Origin of the sequence: Colwellia sp. MB02u-9 (assembly GCF_014077085.1) — a bacterium.
In the GTDB taxonomy this organism is placed as follows: domain Bacteria; phylum Pseudomonadota; class Gammaproteobacteria; order Enterobacterales; family Alteromonadaceae; genus Cognaticolwellia.
The window spans coordinates 149,903-170,801 of sequence record NZ_JACGVF010000095.1 but is presented as its reverse complement, the minus strand read 5'-3'; the positions used below and the strand labels follow the sequence as shown (position 1 = coordinate 170,801).

The window sequence follows — 20,899 nt, the reverse complement described above, 5'->3', positions numbered from 1 at the left end:
TAATCCTGTACATAAGTGGGCATTATAGTAATGCCAAGCTATACAGAGATCAAGATATTAATAAAAACTATTATCATTCACTTAATTAAATGGTAATGATTTTCATTTGTATTTAAATTTGTTTAAATGTACAATAAATTCAGTTTTTTTTCATAAAATATTTTTTCATAAAATACATAAACACATAAGGGTAAACATGAAACTTAAAGGTTATTTTGTACTTTCTCCGTTGATTTTGGCGATGGGTTTTCAAGCGCATGCACAACAAGCATTACCACTTGCAGTGAACGAAGCGATTAAGACCGAGCAAATAGAAAGAATAATGATTGTTGGTGTTCGCCAAGACCGTGTTAGTCAAGGCGCAACAGGTTTGACCATGGAGATAAATGAAACGCCACAATCGATCAGTATTGTTAGCGCCGAACAAATCAAAAATTATGCTGCAAATAACCTTAATGATGCACTTAAGCTAGCGCCAGGTATCGGTGTTGAAGAGTGGGAAACTAATCGTTCAAATTATACTTCTCGTGGTTTCGAAATTAAAAGCACCCAAATAGATGGTGTGGGTTTACCCAATAACTGGGGCATTGTTACAGGTGCAATGGAAGCATATGGCTATGAAAAAGTTGAAGTTATTCGTGGTGCAAACGGTTTACTAACAGGGGTAGGTAATTCTTCTGGTACGATAAATTATGTTCGTAAACGTCCAACCAATGAAAATGAAGGTGAAGTGGGTTTATCGTTAGGCTCATTTAACAAGCAACGCCTCAATGCAGATTATTCAGCATTATTAACAGAAAGTGGCAGCTGGGCTGGACGCGTAGTGGTGGCTGTTGAAGAGAGTGATTCACATCTTGACGCATTAAGTAATGATCGCAGTTATATTTACGGGGTGGTTGACGGACAACTTACCGATAACTCGACTATTACCGCGGGCTTCTCATATCAAGATGCTAATACAGATAGCAATATGTGGGGTGGTTTAGTTTTTAATTATACCGATGGTAGCCAAGCAGAATGGGATGAAAGTGCGACCACCACTCAGGAGTGGGCGATGTGGGATACTATTAGCACATCAGGCTTTATTGAATATGCCTACATTTTTGATAATGACTGGGAGCTAAACCTTACTTACAACACTCAAAAATTTGAAGATAAAAGTAAACTTTTTTATGTTTACGGCAGCATTGATAAAGAAACAAAGCTAGGTTTAGTTGGCTGGCCGGGAAAATTCGAAAGTGAGTTTTCTTCAGATATTATCGACTTAACAACGATAGGAAAATATAGCTTATTTAATCGAGATCATGAAGTAACTTTTGGGCTAAGTAGAGCCAAAAGCAATCAAATGAACTATGAGTATGATTATGCCACTACCTCAGCCGCGGGACCAACGCCGAGTTTTCCTTATGCACAAGATGCCATACCAGAGCCAGTATGGCGTGATAAAGCAAAATATTCTGACATTGATGTAACATTGACGCGTTTTTTTGGTTCAACCAAATTTAATATCTCTGAAAGTTTATTTGTCATTGCAGGGTTTAATTCGATTAAATATATCCGTGAAGGGATAAATAGTGGTAATGATATCGATAATAGTGAAAGTGAAATCAGCCCTTATGCGGGTATAACTTACGCCATTACCGATGATGTTAATGCTTACGTCAGCTACTCAGACATTTATCAACCACAAGAACAATATGATTTACAAGGCGAGTTTATAGATCCTACTAAAGGGGTGAATTACGAAGCGGGTTTAAAAACACAATGGTTTGATCATAACCTACTTGCCACTTTTGCCGTATTTAGCGCAGAACAAGAAGACTTAGCCACTTATGCCGGCACAAACCCTGAAACAGCACAATTTTATTATAAAGGCACGAATGTAAAATCAAAAGGTTTTGAAGTAGAAATTGTTGGCCAGATTACGGAACAGCTTAATGTTTTACTAGCTTATACTGCATTAAGCTTGGAAGATTTTTCCGGCGAAGATGCTAACGAATGGGCCCCTCGACAGACCATTAACTTCTCGATTGATTATACCTTGCCACAAATGTCTGAGTTCACCTTTGGCGTTGGCGGTAAGTGGCAATCTGAGACACTCAATACTACTTATGCTGTTGAGCAAGATGCCTATTTATTGCTTAATACATTTGCTCGTTGGGAGGCATCAGAGCAACTTACTGTTCAGGCCAATATCAATAATATTACCGATGAAAAATATATCAACAGCTTGCTTAACGTAGGTTATTACGGCGCACCTGTTAATGCCACCCTAGGCGTAACTTACCTTTTCTAACCGTGATTTAACTTATAGCTATTAAGCCTTTTTAAAGGCTTAATAGCTTTTCGGTACTTACCTAGCAATTAATCGTTATTGTATAAGCTTAAACCTACGCTTTGATTAGTATGCCTAAACCATCAACCAATTTTTTAACTTCAACTTTAGCCTTAACTTCAACTTCAAGCTTAACTTTAATTTTGTGCGGTGTAATAAATATTCTGTTGGTTGAAGTGAAAACGACCAACTATTGCTTAAGGACTTTGTCGTTATTTATCAGCGTAAATTTATAACAGTCAAAGGCAGATATTAAGCTACTTATCTGGCAGATGTTTTATGTTGTTAACTTTTACCATACTAAGATCACACTAATGATCACACTAAGCCAATCGCTATAAAACTAAAGGATCACGCATTGTTTATAAAATAATCACTTAAAAGTGAGATTTCGATGGGGGTCTGAGCATTAATCCTGTATAATGCGCGGCTTTATTATGGTGGCTAAGCATTGGTCTATTGATACATCTAGCTTGGTTATCCAAAATTACAGTATTAACTATCACTTTAAAACCATCTGTTAGCACTTACTAGTTAATGAGTTTAGTTAACGGAAAATAGGAATATCTTTTGATCACTACATCGAACATTACAATGCAATTTGGCGCAGAGCCGTTATTTGAAAACATTTCGGCTAAATTTGGCAACGGTCACCGCTACGGTTTGATCGGCGCAAATGGCTGTGGCAAGTCTACATTTATGAAGATACTTAGTGGCGACTTAGTGCCAAGCTCAGGTAACGTATCGGTAAGTACAGGTAATAAAGTCAGTACCTTGGGCCAAGATCAGTTTGCTTTTGAAAAGCACAATGTTATCGATACTGTGATCATGGGTGATATGCCGTTATGGAAAGTTAAGCAAGAAAGAGATGCTATTTACGCACAAACTGAGATGAGCGAAGACGATGGTATGCGTGTTGGTGACTTAGAAAGCCAATTTGCAGAAATGGATGGCTACACGGCAGAAAGTCGCGCCGGTGAAATCTTATTAGAAGCCGGTATTGATGAGTCTTTTCATTACGGTTCAATGCAGCAAGTTGCGCCAGGTTGGAAGTTACGTGTGCTACTTGCACAAGCCTTATTTGCTAATCCAGACATTTTATTACTTGATGAGCCGACCAACAACTTGGATATTCATACCATCAGTTGGTTAGAAGGTGAGTTGAACAAGCGTAAATGCACCATGATTATTATTTCGCATGATAGACATTTTCTTAACTCTGTTTGTACGCATATGGCTGATATTGACTATGGCGAACTTCGTGTCTATCCAGGTAACTACGAGTTTTATTTGGCACAATCTGGCTTATTACGTGAACAGTTATTAGCGGGTAATGATAAGAAAGTAGCTGAAATCGCTGAACTACAAGACTTTGTTAACCGTTTTGGTGCTAATGCTTCAAAAGCGAAACAAGCCAGTTCTCGTGCTAAGAAAATGGACAAAATTAAACTGGATGATGTTAAATCATCAAGTCGTATTACGCCTAAGATTGCTTTTGCTCCAGGTAAAAAAATGCACCGTCAAGCCTTAGAGCTTGAAAACTTAAGTCACGGTTTTGATGGTGACTTATTATTTGAAAAAGGTGACTTATTATTAGAAGCAGGCGCTAAGTTAGCTATTATTGGTGAAAACGGCGCAGGTAAAACTACTTTATTACGCTGTCTAATGAACGAGTTAGAGCACGTTGAAGGTGTAGTTAAGTGGTCTGAAAATGCATCAGTGGGTTATTGCCCGCAAGACAGTGGTTCATTTTTCGATAATGACCTAACGCTAATGGAATGGATGTCACAATGGCGTAGACCTTGTCACAACGATTTAAGTGTTCGTGGCATGCTAGGTCGTATGCTATTTACTGACGACGATGCCAATAAAAAAGCCCGTAACTGTTCAGGTGGTGAAAAGAACCGCTTGTTATTTGGTATGTTAATGATGGCTGATATCAATGTATTGATCATGGATGAGCCGACGAACCACATGGATATTGAAGCGATTGATGCCCTAAACAATGCTTTGAAAGACTTTGAAGGTACCTTGATTTTTGTCAGCCATGACCGTGAGTTTGTTTCAAGCTTAGCGACTCGTATTATTGACATTAAAGATAAAAAGTTAGTTGATTTTCAAGGCTCATTAGATGAATACCTTGATAGCCAAGTTCAAGTGAAAAAAATCGCTTAATGATAAAAACTTAGCGAGTGTAAGTTAAAATACTTGTATTAACCGCTAGTTGAATAGAGCAAGGTACCGCGAATGTACCTTGCTGCTTAGTTTAAATACCGGTCAATTAATCAATAAATTTTTCTTAGCGCGCGGTCAGCGTTATTATTGCTACTCGTTAAATTTACATTAGCTCAGCAAGTGCCAGTTACTTTTTCAAAAGTACCTTAACAAGTTCTTAAAAACCACCTCAACAAGTTATCTAGCAACTTAACGTTATTGCCTATCTCATTTGTTTAATTGTCTTGTTACCATGAAAGCCTACGCTAATGCGAACGCATAGTGTTATTATGAGGCATATTTCATTTTATTAGATAACAGCATAATGTTAGCTTGCCCTCCTACGGCAGAATGTCGTTGAGCTTAGTTCAATCAAGTCTGCTCGATGATGACTTGTCACTGTTTGAATCAATTGCGAATAATCTTGTTGATAAAGGTTACAGTATCAGCCTTGATGCTTTACCTAAAAATTTAACCAGCTTGCTATTGCAACAGATCAACGAATTAGCGGATGAAAATTTTAAACGCGCGGGTATTGGCCGAGCTAAAGATCATGTTATTAATGATGCTATTCGCACAGATGAAATTTGTTGGATAACGGGTAATACCGAAGCTAGTGGTGCTTGGATTAAATGGGCAGGGTCACTGCAAAATTATTTAAACAAGTATTTATTTTTAGGCTTATTTTCTTTTGAAAGTCATTTTTCCCATTACGGTAAAGGCGACTTTTACAAGCAGCACAAAGATGCTTTTAAAGGCGAAGGTAATCGAGTGCTATCTGTTGTGGTATATCTTAATCAAGATTGGTCGCTTGAAGATGGCGGTGAATTGATCATTTACCCTGAGCAAGACCTTGACTCGGGTATTATTGCTGGTAATAAAATAACGGTAATACCCAATGCTGGCACTATTGTGGTGTTTTTAAGTGAAGAGTTTCCTCATGAAGTGTTACCTGCTTTACGCGATCGTTATGCTATTGCAGGATGGTTTAGATTAAATACCAGTATCGCTAATAATATTGATCCGCCAAGATAATGTAAAAAATAAAGTCATGTAATATAAGGTTACGGGGAATTGTAATTGCCAAAATTGAAGAAAAAGCTACATATAATCAGTGAACTAAGTGACATTAACCAAGAGTTATTGCCTTTGAAGGCATTAGCCGATAGAGAACTAGCTTCTATTTATGGTTTAACTGGCATGGTGTACACACCACATATCGATGTTTATATGCAGGTGAGCATAAAAAAAGCGGAGATATTATCTTGCTTGAAAAACCAGCAACTATTACCGGTATCAGAGGTCGAACTTATTACTGCCGAGTTAGACCTTTTGCATAAAAGAGCCAGAAGCAATGCGGTTTTTGAATATCAAGGCAAGCAATATAAGCGCCGATTTTCGCCACTAAAACTCAGTAAATCAGGTAAGAATGTTCAAAGGTGGGCAAAATTTTGGCTACTAGAATTACCTAACGGCAAAGTGGATCCAAACTGGGAGCGGCAAGTACGAGAAATTTGGCCAAGCTACTTTCTTATTAGAACTATTAATATGTAGTCTAGTGTCGTTTAGCTGAGTCAAGGGACGTTAAGCTCAAGTTAAACTAAGCCTAAGTTGGTCTAAACCTAAGTTAAACTAAACTCAAGTCGGTCTAAGTAAAGTGACTAAACATCAGGCTAATAATTAATACTGCTTGGTGATTAGTGATTAGTGACAATTTTTCAAAAAAATGATTAAACATTTTTGAATGAAATGCGCTAGAGATGATGATCCATCTCTAGCGCTTAGTCATTTAAGCGTTTACATCAACAACCACCCGACCGGTAACTTCACCATCAAGTAACTTGTTGGCCACAGCAATAGCGTCATGTAAGCCAACTGTGGTTGATATTTGTGATATTTTATCAGCCAACTGCGTTTGCTCAAGTCGATGCCAGGCGTCTAATCTGTCTTGCTCTGGGCGCATAACACTGTCGATACCGAGTAAAGATACGCCTCTTAAGATAAAAGGTGCTACCGTTGATGGAAAATCCATACCTTGTGCTAAACCACAGGCGGCGACACAACCACCGTAGTTGATGCTGGCACAAACATTAGCCAGTGTTGTACTGCCAACAGAATCAATAGCTGCAGCCCAACGCTCTTTCATTAGTGGCTTACCTGGGGCAGATAACTCTGTACGGTCAATAATTTCATCCGCACCTAACTCTTTTAAATACGCCGCTTGTTTATCACTTCCTGTTGATGCGGTTACTGTATAGCCAAGTTCTGCTAAAATGCGAATGGCAAAACTGCCAACGCCACCGGTTGCGCCAGTCACTAAAATATTGCCACTTTTTGGGGTAATACCTTGTTTTTCTAACGCGATGACACATAGCATTGCCGTGTAACCTGCTGTACCTATTGCCATGGCATTATATGGCGTTATGCCTTTAGGTAATGGAATGAGAAACTCACTATTAATACGGGCTTTTTGCGATAAACCGCCCAAGTACTTTTCACCGACGCCATAGCCATTAAGTAGCACATGATCGCCCACGTTAAATTTGTCATTATCACATTGCTCAACAACACCCACTAAATCTATACCGGGTATCATAGGGAAACGTCTTATTACTGGGGCTTTGCCTGAAATAGCTAAGGCATCTTTGTAATTAATTGTGCTGTAAAGCACCTTAATGAGCACATCGCCATCAGTTAGGTCTGCTTCACTAAGTGCTTTAATGTCGGCGTGGTAGCCTTGGCTATCATCTTTATTGATCACTAAACTGTTAAACATTGCCTGCTCCAAAATAGACCACTGGTCTCTAAATAGTTAAAAATTACTTTGCAATTAACTGCAAAAATACATCGATAAAAGTATCGATGGGCGTTAAGTTTTTTGTTAATTTACTTTTAGCGATAGAGCCTTCCCATCCCATCCAAAAAAAACTCGCTAAAGCTGTGCAATCAAGTGACGCTGGAATGGTATTTTCTTGTTGTGCTAATTGTAGACAACAGGTCATTTTTTGTTGCCAAACTTCAAAAGTATCTAATAGTTGCAGCCGGTGACTTTCTGGTAACAGACCAACTTCTTGTTCGAGATTGCCAATTAAACAACCGCGTTTAAAATTATATCTTGTCATGCCTTCTTTAGCGTCATTAGCAAAATTTACAATACGCATTAGCGGTTTATTGGTTTCATTGAGCAGGTGTAAATCTAATTTTTTAGCAAAATAGTGACTATATTCTTCAATAACCGCTATACCAAAAGCTTCCTTACTTGCAAAGTAATGATAAAAAGAACCTTTGGGTATCGACACTTTCTTTAAGATTTGATCTATACCAGAAGAGGCAAAGCCAAATTCAGTAAAATATTCAACGCCACTTTGCACTAGCGCTTGTTTTGTTTGGCTGCTATCGCGACCTGATTTAGCTGGCCTACCACGTTTAGGTGTTGTGTTGTTTTTGTTCATAGCACTATATTAGACCGATCGTCTAATTAAATGCAAGGTTAATTTAGAAAGTGAAATTTTCATAGCGATAGTGCGTTACGATATTTTTCTATGTTGACGCTAAAATGTTCATTAAAAGCTTTTTAATGGGCTTTTTTGTCGAAAGCAATGGTAGCTAATTTACAGAGTAACAGCGGTTAAATACCTTACTTATGATCAGGGCTGTGTCATGATAGGCAAGTTATTAACTTGGCAGTAATGCTAGCTTGGCTTGCTTACTGTTTTAGTGGCGTTATTCAGCGGTTAAAGTAGCTAATTTGGCACTTTATGCAATTAACCCAAGACTATTTGGGCAAAAAAAACGATAATTCACTTCATTAAGAACAATATACTCTTTGGCAACATTTCAAGCTGAAATCTTGGCTATACAGCAATCAATTGTGGGACCCCATTCAATGGAAATTAAAGTTAACTTTCTCGATAACCTAAAAGTAGAAGCTAAGTTTGATGACTTTAGCGTCGTCGCGGATCAACCTATTCGCTATAAAGGTGATGGCGCTGCGCCAGGACCATTTGATTACTTCTTAGCTTCTTCCGCTATGTGTGCGGCTTATTTTGTTAGGGTGTATTGTAACTCTCGCGATATTCCAACCGAAAATATTCGTCTGTCACAAAATAATATTGTCGACCCTGAAGATCGCTATAAGCAAATATTCAAAATTCAGGTTGAACTCCCTGAAAGTATTTCTGAAAAACATCGCTTAGGCATTATTCGTTCAATTGATCGTTGTACGGTTAAAAAAGTAGTACAAACGGGGCCAGAATTTGTTGTGGAACTCGTTGACAGCCTTGAGGACGACGCGCAGGCCATGTTAATGGGGCATTCGGCAGAACAAGCCAGTACCTTTATTTTAGGTAAAGACTTACCCCTTGAAGAAACTATAACCAACATGACCGCGATATTGGCCGGTCTTGGCATGAAGATAGAAATTGCCTCATGGCGCAATATTGTGCCTAATGTTTGGTCACTGCATATTCGTGATGCGGCATCGCCGATGTGTTTTACCAATGGTAAAGGCGCAACGAAAGAAAGCGCACTTTGTTCAGCCTTGGGTGAGTTTATTGAGCGCCTTAATTGTAACTTCTTTTATAACGATCAGTATTTGGGTCAAGACATTGCCAATAGTGACTTTGTACATTATCCCAGTGAAAAGTGGTTTAAATTAAATGAAAGTGATGATTTACCTAGCGGTATTTTAGATGATTACTGTCTTGATATTTATAATCCCGACGACGAACTACGTGGCTCAAATCTCATTGATACCAATTCAGGCAACCTTGAACGTGGTATTTGTGCGATTCCTTATGTACGTCAATCAGATGGCGAAACGGTATATTTCCCATCAAATTTGATTGAGAACTTATTCTTAAGTAATGGCATGAGCGCGGGTAATAACTTAGCGGAAGCGCAAGTGCAGTGTTTGTCTGAAATTTTTGAACGGGCAGTAAAAAGACAAATAATAGAACAAGAAATTGTTTTACCTGATGTGCCTAAAAGCGTGCTTGAACAGTATCCGAGTATTCTTGCGGGTATCGACGCACTTGAAGCTCAAGGCTTTCCAGTGGTGATTAAAGACGCCTCGTTAGGTGGTCAATTTCCTGTAATGTGTGTGACTTTAATGAACCCAAAAACCGGTGGCGTATTTGCTTCTTTTGGTGCGCATCCAAGTTTTGAAGTAGCGTTAGAGCGCAGCTTAACTGAGTTATTGCAAGGTCGTAGTTTTGAAGGGTTAAATGATGTGCCAAGGCCAACTTTTAATAGTCTTGCGGTATCTGAGCCAGAAAACTTTGTCGAACACTTTATTGATTCAACCGGCGTCATTTCGTGGCGTTTCTTTAGTGATAAACATGACTATGAATTTTGTGAATGGGATTTTTCTGGCACCAGTGAGGAAGAAAACACTCGTTTGTTTTCTATTTTACAAGACTTAGGTAAAGAAGCTTATGTTGCGGTATTCGATCAACTCGGCGCTACGGCATGTCGTATTTTAGTCCCTGATTATTCAGAAATTTATCCAGTAGAAGACTTGGTTTGGGATAATACCAATAAAGCCCTGAGTTACCGCGAAGATATTCTTAATATTCATCGCCTAGATGACGACGCGCTAGAAAGTTTAGTCACACGTTTAGAAGATAGCCAGCTAGATAATTATATCGATATTAGAACCTTAATTGGTATTGAATTTGATGAAAATACGGTTTGGGGTCAGTTAACAATTTTAGAACTTAAGATACTGATTTATTTGGCTTTAGGCGCATTGGAAGACGCGCAGGAGTTGGTTGAAGCGTTTTTACAGTTTAATGACAATACGGTTGAACGTGGCTTGTTTTATCAAGCGATGCAGGCTGTACTTGAGATTACCTTAGACGAAGACATGGAACTTGAAAATTTTATTGGCAACCTCAATAGAATGTTTGGTGAAAATACCATGAATAATGTCATCGATTCAGCGATGGGCGAAGTGAAGTTTTTTGGACTGACTAAAACCGGTATGAACTTAGACGGATTAGACAAGCATTTGAGATTAATCGACAGCTATAAAAAACTGCATCAAGCACGAAAAGAACAAGCAGCAAGCTAATAACCCTAGCCAATATTTGCTAGTTTTTTAGCGAATTGTTTTGCTTGATTTTATAAAATTTAAAAGCCAATACCTAACGATAGGTATTGGCTTTTTTATTAGCGACTCGTTATACCAAGTTAATTAATTACCTGCTCATTTTTAATGGTTAAATTGAAAAGCGACGGCGTTATAAAATGTCAGTAATTTCAACTCTGTGTTTTAACAAAATGATAGGAAATTCGCTTTTATAAAAGAGGAGGGTAATACTAATAAGCAGTAATCTCTTTATAGGCGAACGGATAATTACTAGCTGTAAAAGTAATTGTTAAATTATATTATTTAGGACAGCCAAGCGCTATTGGGCTTCCAAGTGTCTAGCCATGTTAGCACCTCACTGGCAGGCATAGGCCTTGCAATGCCATAACCTTGTGCTAATTCACAGCCTAGCTCTAATAACGCAGTGCCATGCTCAACAGTTTCTACCCCTTCAGCTATTACTTCAATTCGAAAGGCTTTCGCTAAACTGACAACAGCTAAAACAATGGCTAAGTCATCCGCGTCAGTAAGCATGTCTCGTATAAAAGTTTGGTCTATTTTAATGACGCTGGCGGGAAGGCGCCTAAGGTAAGTTAGCGAGGAATACCCAGTACCAAAATCATCTAGCGAAAATTTCACACCAAGGCTAATGCAAGCATTCATGGTCGCTATAATATAGTTGATATCATTTAGCGCACTGGTTTCTAATACTTCTAATTCCAATAGATGGGGTGATACATCAGGATGAGCGGCTAATAATGTGGCCAAGCGTTCGACAAAATTAGTTTGCTGGAGCTGATGAGCACTGATGTTGACACTAATAGGGAATTTAACTCCGATACTTTGCCATTGGCTTATTTGGCTCAGCGCCGTATCGATAACCCATTCGCCTATATCGAGACTAATCGTGTGATTTTCTATAATAGGTAAAAAGTCTAATGGAGGCACTAAACCGCGTACAGGGTGTTGCCAGCGAATTAGCGCTTCTACGCCCACCATGGCACCCGTAGACATATTCACTTTCGGTTGATAGTACAAGACAAACTCACGTTTAGTAAGTGCCGCCCTGATATTAGCAAGGCTTTCTTGTTGACGGTTAACCACATCATAGTCTGCGCTATCAAATAAGTGATAACAATTTTTACCTGATTGTTTTGCCACATACATGGCTTGGTCAGCATTACGCATGAGTATGCCTGAATCAGCACCATCTTTAGGATAAAAAGTAACACCTATGCTAGCGGATACATTTAATACCAGATCGCCGATTGTCACTGGATCTGATGCAGCCAACAATAATCGCTCTAACACCTGATTACAATCGTCTGATTTGGCTAAATCAGTTAATACCAAGACAAATTCATCGCCACCAATACGAGAAAGCGTATCTCCCTCACGTATCGCTTTTTTCATGCGAAGTGAGATAGCAATTAATAGGTCATCACCAACATGATGACCATGGATATCATTGATGGCTTTAAAGCCGTCTAGATTAAGAAAGGTGACAGCGAGTAACTTATCATACTGAGAGCTTTTTAATATGGCTTGGTTTAGGCGGTCAGCGAGTAATGTGCGATTGGGTAAATTGGTTAAGTTGTCAAAATGAGCCATCCGCTCTAGTTGACTTTGATGGCTTTTGTTCAACTGAGTAATGTCAGAATAGAGTGCAACATAATGGCTGATTTCGCTAGCCGTATTGGTTACAGCACTTAGGGTCAGGTTTTCTGGGTACATTTCACCATTTTTACGACGATTCCAGATGGTACCAATCCAATAGCCTTTAGTGTTAACCGCCTGCCACATCAAAGTATAGAACTCAGGTGATTCTTTGTCTGATTGGAAGAAGTGTATATTTTGACCAACCGCCTCTTGGCGCGAGTAACCGGTGACTTCGGTGAAGGTGTCGTTGACTTTGATTATGTCAGCGCTCGCATTAGTGATGATGATACCTTCACGGGTGTGAGAAAATACAATAGCGGCAAGGGCTAGTTCAGCGGCTCGTTTATCTTTCTCTTGGTTTTGAAAGGCAAGTTCTTTATTAGCAAGGATGAGTTTGGCCTCGGCTTTCTTTCGCTGGCTGATGTCTCTAATAATCGAATTAAATTCAACGCCATCTGTCAATGTAATAACAGAACTAGTCAGTTCTATGGGAATATTATGCCCGTCTTGATGTAAGGCTTCGATCTCAATAATGTTACCTAAACTAGCGCCTTCACCAGTAACAAGAAAACGCTTTAAGGCTTGTCTATGAGAATCACGAAATTGTACCGGGAGGATCAATTTTGCTAGTTCTTGGCCTAAAGCATCATTACTCGTCCAACCAAAGATATGTTGTGCTCGAGAACTCCAGCCAATAATATCTCCAGTGCCATTCATCTGAATTATCGCATCTATTGATGTATCCATCATGGCATGGAGACGAATGGCATCTTCGTTCACTGTATTAATTATCTGTTTGTATCTAAGTAAATGTGGAATGAGAATAGCGAGGAGCAAGAGTACCAATACCACCACAGTAACAATTAAGGCTAATGTAATTGGAGAGACGCCATCAATGACTTTATTTGTAGTTAATGGCATAAATTGCACGGCTGTCATCGCAGTGTAATGCATACCAGAGGAGGCAAAGCCCATAACTATTGCACTAAATAGCTGTTTTTTATTTATAAATTCAGATTGGTTTTGATTAATAGCCGCATACTGTATTTTTAGTGCCACTATTGCCAAGATTACCGCAATTAAGGTGGAAAAATAAACTACAGTATTATCATGAACCATTACTGCGTTTAATCTCATAGCGGCCATGCCTATATAATGCATGAGGCCGATACCTGAACCTAATAACAAACCACCGATTAATAACCGATAATGGCTAAAGGTTTCTAGTGTCATTAGCCACATCACCGCACTAAAAGCAAAAATGACCGGGACAATAGATAAAATAGTTATTGGGATATCATAAGTAACGGGTATTGGAAATTTTAACGCTAACATACCAATAAAATGCATCGCCCAAATACCAATGCCCATAACCAAAGCACCGCATAAATTCCATGCGATTTTTTTATTTTTTGAACTAGCGGAACGATATCGTTCAACCATACTAAAAGCACTGAATGATGCCACTGTAGCAATTAAGATGGATAAAACGACTAATTTAAGATCATATGTGGTGCTCAATGATTTAACTATTATATCGCTATAATCATGATTCATTTTTATTAAACCTCAAGCACTTAGGGAGTTTTTTATTATTTTTTTCAATATAGCATAAGCGAGAGTCAATTTGGTACTCTTACTTATATTACTTATGCTGGCATTATTTATGATGTGAAAACGAACTATTTGTAGTCAACTTATATACTGAAATATCCGTATGAATTTACAGCTAGGCGATGCATTGGTTGCCGTATTTAGGATGCTCAAATTATCCTTTGACTCGCACTTTTTATTTTCATCATTTGAAGCAAGAACTTTGAAATACTCATTTAGTAAAGCTGTAACTAAGGCCCTATGGTTATCATCTTGTTATGAAGTTAACTAATAATTTTGATACAGAGATGTGAGTGGGTTGAAGGCAAATAACTCGCTTTAAGTTAAATTTTTTCGATGGATATTTGCAGCTATATAATTATCAGTAATCACACCCATATGGTAATTTTTATTGATGAAACCGTTGCGCGACTTGATCAAAAAAATGATTCAATATTAGCTTAAATTAATTGAATGCACAGGGCGTTGTATTCGATGGGACAAGGCTGGTTACATTAATATGAAACAACTCATACTATTAATGAAACTTGATATTAGCTTTGAAAGTTATCATATATAAGTCATTGCGTTATTATATGCTTTTAGGTTATTTATCTCACAATACGGCAGTTGTTAAATAAAGGAAAAATTAATTTTCCTCATGACATACTCGCAACGAAAAATTCCCCTGCGGGCAGCCCTATACCGAAGAATGAAAGTACTGGCATTTTTATAAGTACATCACCTTATTTCGACTATAGTTTTTTGCTTGATACAAGGCTTTGTCAGCGCGAGAAAACATAGTGTCAAATGACTCATCGTCAGATAGAAAGCTTGAAACACCAATACTGACGGAAAGCTTTATCTCGCCTGGCCAGTCACCAACAATTTTCAAATTACTTTGCTCTGTTCTTATACGTTCTGCTAGTTTCATGCCCGCTGCTGCAGATGTTTCAGGTAAAAGAATAGAGAACTCCTCACCACCAATACGGGCTAAAATATCGATTTTTCTTAGATTAGTTTTAAGTTGCTGGGCGACCGCGATTAATACTTGATCGCCAGCTGGATGACCAAATTTATCATTTATACTTTTAAAGTGGTCAATATCAATGGTCATGACTGTTAGAGATAATGAGTAGCGTTTTGCGCGGTGATATTCTTGCTCCGCTTGCTCTGTAAGGTAACGACGATTATATAAATTAGTTAATGGGTCAGTATTAGCCAGTTTTTTAAACTCTTCTTTTAGTTTATATAATTCGGTTACGTCACTGGAGAAGCCAATTAATGCAGGTAGCCTATCTGGCTGATTAAAGGGGATTTTAGTGCTGATGTAATGAAAGGTATCACCATCTTCGTGATGAGTAGTTTCTTCTATTACTTGTTTTTTATTTGTTTCAAAAACCTGCTTGTCTGACTGGTAAAAGTGTTCGGCAATTTCTTTGGGTAAAATCTCAGTATCTTTTTTACCCATGATGTTCTCTGCCTTATCACCAAATAATTCAGCAACACGACTATTTACGTATAAAAAAGTACGTTCGCAATCTTTTACATAAATATGAGCATCGATATTATTTAACATGGTATCAAGTAAATAACTTTGGTTACTGACTTGCTCTTGTAACTTTTTTTCCACGGTGATGTCAGTAGAGATCCCACTCATTCCATCGACACTACCGTCACTTCTATAAAGTGGCTTTTTGACTACTTTATAAATACGAGTTTCATTTTTAGCTTTAATGAAGTTTTTTTCTTCACTTTCTACTCTAATGGCTTTGTTCATCACTAAATCATCATTTATTTTTAATTGTTTAGAAATGACTAAATCGTAAAAATGACTATCATCAAAGCCAATAACATCAGCCAATTTTTTTTCAAATAAGTCTAAAAGGGCTTGGTTTGCATAAGTGTATTTTCCTGACAGATCTTTGGCATAAATAAAGGAATCTATACTGTCTAATACTTCATTCTTGATGTTATCAAACGTGGATATTGTATTATTTTCTTTATTCAAGTTGTCTCCGTAAGGTAAAAGTAAAATTTAAAATTTAAAACTTATCAGATAGCTATGCTAGTTTAATTTAAATACGATCACAACTAACCAGTGGGTATCCATCGTTCGATTATACTCAGGGACTTAATCGGCATAGGGATAATTTATTGTCGAATTGAGTGGGCCTACAATGAAATTATCTAGTATCAGATCTCGTATCAAAATATTTTTTTGGTAGAGAGATTAATCATATATTGAAACGAAAAAATTAATATAAACTTATGATTAATAATGTGTAATGTGAAGTACACCCATTAGTCGCAGGAGGTCGTCATAGGTTGATAGTCATAGTCATTAGTTTTTACTAAATTTCAGACAAAAAAAAGCGTTTACCTAAAAAAGTAAACGCATTATAAAAACATAAAACACTCAGGGAAGTAAGTCTCTCATAGGGTAAGAGTGGTTGTTTACAGGTAAGTTCAAATTTTCTTTAAATTAATTAATTTATTTTTATTATGAAAAAAATAATTTGATATTTGTATAACTTGTCCGCACTTAATAATAAAGCTTATTTCGTATGATTTATTATGTACTCTTACTTTTTACCTGTGTTCATTGCTTTATTATTGATGGCTTATTTGGCTGGAAAGCCTTATTGGTTGGTATATAAACGTCGATTGATAAAAGCTAAACCTTTTAAGAAACAATGGCGAAAAATAATTCAGCAAAGAATGCCGTACTTTAGACAAATGCCAGCAGATTTGCAGTTGCAATTAAAACAACATATTCAGGTGTTTTTGGCAGAAAAAGAATTTGTCGGTTGTAACGGGGTAGTGATTACCGATGAAATAAAAATTACTATAGCAGCACAAGCATGCTTGTTATTACTCAATCGAAAAACTAATTATTATCCTAAGTTGCAGTCAATATTAGTCTACCCAAGTGCTTTTGTGAAACAGCAGCAAACGCGAAATGGTGACGGTGTACAGTTTACCCAAAAAATGGTCTTGGCTGGCGAGTCTTGGGATTTTGGTAAAGTGGTATTGTCGTGGCAAGATACCTTAGTAGGCGCAAAAATTCCTGATGATGGTCATAATGTTGTCATCCATGAGTTTGCTCACCAACTTGATCAAGAAAATGGCAGAGCCAATGGTGCCCCTATATTAGCGGCAGGACAAAGTTATCAGAGTTGGTCAGAAATTTTTTCATTACACTTTGAAATTTTAAAAAAACAAGCAAATACAGGTGCACCATCACTGTTTGATTATTATGGTGCAACAAATCCTGCAGAATTTTTCGCTGTTGCCAGCGAAGTTTTTTTTGAGCAATCTAAGTCATTTAGCCAACAGCATCCTAAGCTTTATCAGCAACTCACTCAGTATTATAAAGTTGATCCGCTGTACTGGTAATACGGAAGGTTAAAGAAAAAAGCGAGTATTACCCTTGGGTAATACTCGCTAGAATATCTTGACTAGTTTACATTAGTCTTATAGTAAGCTTACTTTAGGCCTATTTTAGGTCGAAGCGATCAAGCTGCATGACCTTAACCCAAGCATTGACAAAGTCAGTAACAAACTTATTCTCAGCATCGTCAGACGCATAAACTTCTGCAATAGCGCGTAATTCAGAGCTAGAGCCAAAGATTAAATCAACAGGCGTTGCTTGCCATTTTAGTTCATCTGATAGGCGATCATAACCTTGATATACCCCAGCTTGATTGTTGTCTTTGCGCCATGTGGTTGACATATCAAGTAAGTTGACAAAGAAGTCATTCGTTAATAAGCCAGGTGTTTTGGTTAGTACACCTAAATCTGAGCCATCAAAATTGGCATTAAGTACGCGCATACCACCGACTAATACGGTCATTTCGGGTACATTTAAGCTCAGTAAATTTGCTTTGTCGACCAGCATGGCGGTTGGCGACATATAACTTTCTTCATCGTAATAATTACGGAATCCGTCAGCATTGGGTTTTAAATAATTAAATGACTTCACATCAGTTTGGGCTTGAGTAGTATCAGTACGACCGGCATTAAAAGGCACGACAATAGTATGTCCTGCTGCTTTTGCTGCTTGTTCAATCGCCGCTGCACCACCTAAAACAATTAAGTCAGCCAACGAGACTTTGCTGCTTGGCGAACGCTGATTAAAGTCACTTTGAATTGATTTAAGTTTAGCTAACACTTTACTTAATTCAGCCGGGTTGTTTACTGGCCAATTCTTCTGTGGCTCAAGTTGAATTCGTGCTCCGTTAGCACCGCCACGCATATCAGTAACACGATGACTGGCCGCTGACGCCCATGCTGTTCTTACTAATGTTGAGGTGGTTAGGCCCGAATCAAGTAGTTGTTGTTTTAATTCGCTGATCTCAGCGGCTGACACTAAAGGATGTTCAACGGCAGGGATCGGGTCTTGCCATGATAATATTTCACTCGGTATTTCTGAGCCAACATATCTAGCACGTGGTCCCATATCACGGTGGGTTAGTTTAAACCAAGCTCTGGCAAAAGCTTTATCGAAATCTTTTGGATTAGCTCTAAAGCGCTCAACAATTTTAAGAAATTCTGGATCTTTTTTCAATGCTAAATCAGTGGTGAACATAATGGGTGCATTACGTTTATTAGCAATGTGTGCATCAGGCACTAAATTAGCGGCGGCTGGATCGCTAGGGGTCCACTGAATGGCACCCGCTGGGCTGGTGGTTTTTACCCAGGTAAAATTCATTAAGTTATCTAAGTAGTTAGAAGACCATTTTGTTGGTGTAACTGTCCAAGCACCTTCTAAACCGCTGCCTGTTGCATCAGCGCCAACACCGGTACCACATTTATTTTTCCAGCCTAAACCTTGCTCTTCGATAGCGGCGGCTGCAGGTTCTGCACCAACACACTTGTCAGGTTTTTTCGCGCCGTGAGCTTTACCTAGGGTATGACCACCAGCACTTAGCGCGACTATTTCTTCATCATTCATCGCCATACGACCAAACGACATTCTAATATCGTTGGCTGCTAATAGCGGGTCTGGGTTGCCATGTGGCCCAACAGGATTAACATAAATTAAGCCCATTTCTACTGCGGCAAGTGGGCCTTTTAATTTACCTTTACTGTCACGTCGCTTGTCATCAAGCATGATGGTTTCTGGACCCCAGTAAACTAAATCAGGCTCCCAATCGTCACTTCTGCCACCGGCAAAACCAAAGGTTTTAAAGCCCATTGATTCTAATGCCACATTGCCAGAAAGCACCATTAAGTCAGCCCATGAAACTTTACGGCCATATTTTTGTTTTACTGGCCATAATAAGCGTCGAGCTTTATCTAAGTTGACATTATCAGGCCAACTATTTAAGGGGTCAAAACGTTGTTGTCCACCTGAAGCTCCGCCTCGACCATCATGTACACGATAAACGCCGGCGCTGTGCCATGCCATTCTGATCATCAATGGACCATAATGCCCCCAATCTGCAGGCCACCAAGTTTTTGAGTCAGTTAATGTTGTTTCAATATCTTGTTTTAATTTGTTTATATCTACAGTGGCAAATTCTTTAGCATAATTAAATTCCTCGCCATAAGGATTCGATTCAGCACCGTGTTGACGTAGAGGGCTTAAATTTAGCTGCTCTGGCCACCAAAATTGGTTGGTTTTAGCCGCTTCAGCACTTAGGGCTGAAGTGGATAAGGTTATTGTTGTAAGTGCCACTGAAATAGCAGCAGCTAATGATAATGTTTTTTTAAGCATTTTTAGTTCCTCTGTATTTTCTGACTGTTGATTTTTTTGTGTAAATCAATGTTTTTTGAGTATAGAACTGAATAGTTGCTTTTGATAATTGATTGATTGGAAGATAGTGTTCTGTTTTTTGAATGTGATATTTTACTACTTTAACTTATTGATTTTTAATTGTTTATTGTTATCATTGTTCGTTAAGATAAAAATTAAGTTTAACAAGGTGATAAAAAACTGATTAAACTAGGCTTTATGTTCAATAATAACTATTAACTTTACCCTAGCGCTCTGACAGGCAACTAGCATGGAAAACTATGATCTCATTAAAACAATTACATTATGCACTTGCCGTTGAAAAAACCTTACATTTTAAAAAGGCAGCAGATGCTTGCAATGTTTCACAATCAGCATTAAGTACCGCCATTATTGAACTTGAAAAACAATTAGGTACCAGCATTTTTGAGCGCAACAATAAGCAAGTGTTAATTACCAGTTATGGCCAACTCATTTTAAATAAAGCCAGAACGGTTAAGCTTGAAATTGATGAACTTTTACAAATTTCCCAATCGAATAACCAGCCATTTATGCATCCGATGACCCTAGGTGTTATTCCAACGATTGGACCTTACCTGCTGCCGAAAGTATTACCCGAGGTTAGGCGACAATATCCGAACTTTAAATTGAAAATAATTGAAGAGCAATCGCAAGTATTGGTCGATATGGTCAGGCGAGGTGATATTGACGCTGCTGTGCTAGCGCTGCCATTTCCTATAGATGGTTTAATGAGCTTTGATTTTTGGCAAGAAGACTTTTATTGGGTCAGCCATAAAGATGAATGCCCGAGTCAGCTAAAAGAAATTACCAGTGCAGAATTAGAAATTGACAAACTTATGCTATTAAAAGATGGTCACTGTTTAAAAGATCACGCATTAGCGGCTTGCAGTATGAAAGGTGACAAACAACAGTCTGACTTTGATTCAGCGAGTTTGCATACCTTAATTCAAATGGTAGCGGGTAAGTTGGGCACAACTTTAGTGCCACAAATGGCGTTAGATCAGTTGATTTACAACGAGTCAGAAATTAGAGCAATACATTTAAATGAACCTGGCCCACATCGCACTATTGCACTGATTATTCGTCCTAACTATGTCAGGACTAACGAGCTAACCATGTTAAGGGATATATTTAATCAAGAGTTAACTGCAAAGTGCTAATGAGGCTTTAATCTTCAAGTGCTACCCAAGCCAGTTAGCTTCGCTGTTTATCTGTTTTTTAGAATTACTTTATTGATTTTATCAAA

General features: G+C 38.2%; 12 protein-coding genes. 7 read left to right on the top strand and 5 right to left on the bottom strand.

The window, feature by feature from the left end; genetic code table 11:
• Window positions 1-196: 196 nt before the first annotated feature.
• The 4 genes from H4J65_RS11850 (at window position 197) to H4J65_RS11835 (ending at window position 6,103) form a co-directional block, all read left to right on the top strand.
• On the top strand, window positions 197-2,296 hold the full coding sequence (locus H4J65_RS11850; protein ID WP_182198318.1) for a TonB-dependent siderophore receptor: 2,100 nt from the start codon (window positions 197-199) through the stop codon (window positions 2,294-2,296).
• 609 nt (window positions 2,297-2,905) lie between these two features.
• On the top strand, window positions 2,906-4,510 hold the full coding sequence (locus H4J65_RS11845) for an ABC-F family ATPase (protein WP_182136248.1): 1,605 nt from the start codon (window positions 2,906-2,908) through the stop codon (window positions 4,508-4,510).
• A gap of 390 nt (window positions 4,511-4,900) precedes the next feature.
• The gene (locus tag H4J65_RS11840; RefSeq protein WP_182198387.1) at window positions 4,901-5,584 is read left to right on the top strand and encodes a 2OG-Fe(II) oxygenase; all 684 of its coding nucleotides are present in this window, start codon (window positions 4,901-4,903) and stop codon (window positions 5,582-5,584) included.
• Between the two features lie 45 nt (window positions 5,585-5,629).
• Window positions 5,630-6,103: a hypothetical protein gene (locus tag H4J65_RS11835; protein ID WP_182198317.1), complete on the top strand. Its 474-nt coding sequence runs from the start codon at window positions 5,630-5,632 to the stop codon at window positions 6,101-6,103.
• Window positions 6,104-6,338: 235 nt separating this feature from the next.
• Here the strand turns inward: H4J65_RS11835 and H4J65_RS11830 are convergent, their stop codons facing one another.
• On the bottom strand, window positions 6,339-7,325 hold the full coding sequence (locus H4J65_RS11830) for an MDR family oxidoreductase (RefSeq protein WP_182136251.1): 987 nt from the start codon (window positions 7,323-7,325) through the stop codon (window positions 6,339-6,341).
• A 43-nt stretch (window positions 7,326-7,368) separates the two neighbouring features.
• Window positions 7,369-8,001, bottom strand: coding sequence for a TetR family transcriptional regulator C-terminal domain-containing protein (locus tag H4J65_RS11825; RefSeq protein ID WP_182185139.1), 633 nt, complete (start codon window positions 7,999-8,001; stop codon window positions 7,369-7,371).
• A gap of 434 nt (window positions 8,002-8,435) precedes the next feature.
• Here H4J65_RS11825 and H4J65_RS11820 point away from each other — a divergent pair, with 434 nt between their 5' ends.
• Window positions 8,436-10,622 (top strand): OsmC domain/YcaO domain-containing protein, encoded by a 2,187-nt coding sequence (locus tag H4J65_RS11820; protein ID WP_182198316.1) that lies wholly within the window; start codon window positions 8,436-8,438, stop codon window positions 10,620-10,622.
• Between the two features lie 321 nt (window positions 10,623-10,943).
• Here H4J65_RS11820 and H4J65_RS11815 read toward each other — a convergent pair whose 3' ends face one another.
• Together H4J65_RS11815 and H4J65_RS11810 are read right to left on the bottom strand one after the other, a co-directional pair.
• Complete coding sequence (locus H4J65_RS11815) at window positions 10,944-13,820, bottom strand: EAL domain-containing protein (protein WP_182198315.1); 2,877 nt, start codon at window positions 13,818-13,820, stop codon at window positions 10,944-10,946.
• An 802-nt stretch (window positions 13,821-14,622) separates the two neighbouring features.
• Window positions 14,623-15,903 (bottom strand): diguanylate cyclase, encoded by a 1,281-nt coding sequence (locus tag H4J65_RS11810; RefSeq protein WP_182198314.1) that lies wholly within the window; start codon window positions 15,901-15,903, stop codon window positions 14,623-14,625.
• 566 nt (window positions 15,904-16,469) lie between these two features.
• Here H4J65_RS11810 and H4J65_RS11805 point away from each other — a divergent pair.
• A complete protein-coding gene (locus H4J65_RS11805; protein WP_182198313.1) occupies window positions 16,470-17,291 on the top strand; it encodes a zinc-dependent peptidase in 822 nt (273 codons plus the stop codon).
• A 100-nt stretch (window positions 17,292-17,391) separates the two neighbouring features.
• Here H4J65_RS11805 and katG read toward each other — a convergent pair whose 3' ends face one another.
• Window positions 17,392-19,614 (bottom strand): catalase/peroxidase HPI, encoded by a 2,223-nt coding sequence (gene katG, locus H4J65_RS11800; protein ID WP_182198312.1) that lies wholly within the window; start codon window positions 19,612-19,614, stop codon window positions 17,392-17,394.
• Window positions 19,615-19,913: 299 nt separating this feature from the next.
• Between katG and H4J65_RS11795 the strand changes: the two genes are divergently transcribed.
• Window positions 19,914-20,813 (top strand): hydrogen peroxide-inducible genes activator, encoded by a 900-nt coding sequence (locus tag H4J65_RS11795; RefSeq protein WP_182198311.1) that lies wholly within the window; start codon window positions 19,914-19,916, stop codon window positions 20,811-20,813.
• The last annotated feature ends 86 nt before the right edge of the window (window positions 20,814-20,899 follow it).

What these genes read in the sequence shown, in the direction of transcription:
- H4J65_RS11850 (WP_182198318.1), top strand. Translation starts at nt 197, where the DNA reads ATGAAACTTAAAGGTTATTTTGTACTTTCTCCGTTGATTTTGGCGATG.
- H4J65_RS11840 (WP_182198387.1), top strand. Translation starts at nt 4,901, where the DNA reads ATGTCGTTGAGCTTAGTTCAATCAAGTCTGCTCGATGATGACTTGTCA.
- H4J65_RS11830 (WP_182136251.1), bottom strand. Translation starts at nt 7,325, where the DNA reads ATGTTTAACAGTTTAGTGATCAATAAAGATGATAGCCAAGGCTACCAC.
- H4J65_RS11825 (WP_182185139.1), bottom strand. Translation starts at nt 8,001, where the DNA reads ATGAACAAAAACAACACAACACCTAAACGTGGTAGGCCAGCTAAATCA.
- H4J65_RS11820 (WP_182198316.1), top strand. Translation starts at nt 8,436, where the DNA reads ATGGAAATTAAAGTTAACTTTCTCGATAACCTAAAAGTAGAAGCTAAG.
- H4J65_RS11805 (WP_182198313.1), top strand. Translation starts at nt 16,470, where the DNA reads ATGTACTCTTACTTTTTACCTGTGTTCATTGCTTTATTATTGATGGCT.
- katG (WP_182198312.1), bottom strand. Translation starts at nt 19,614, where the DNA reads ATGCTTAAAAAAACATTATCATTAGCTGCTGCTATTTCAGTGGCACTT.
- H4J65_RS11795 (WP_182198311.1), top strand. Translation starts at nt 19,914, where the DNA reads ATGATCTCATTAAAACAATTACATTATGCACTTGCCGTTGAAAAAACC.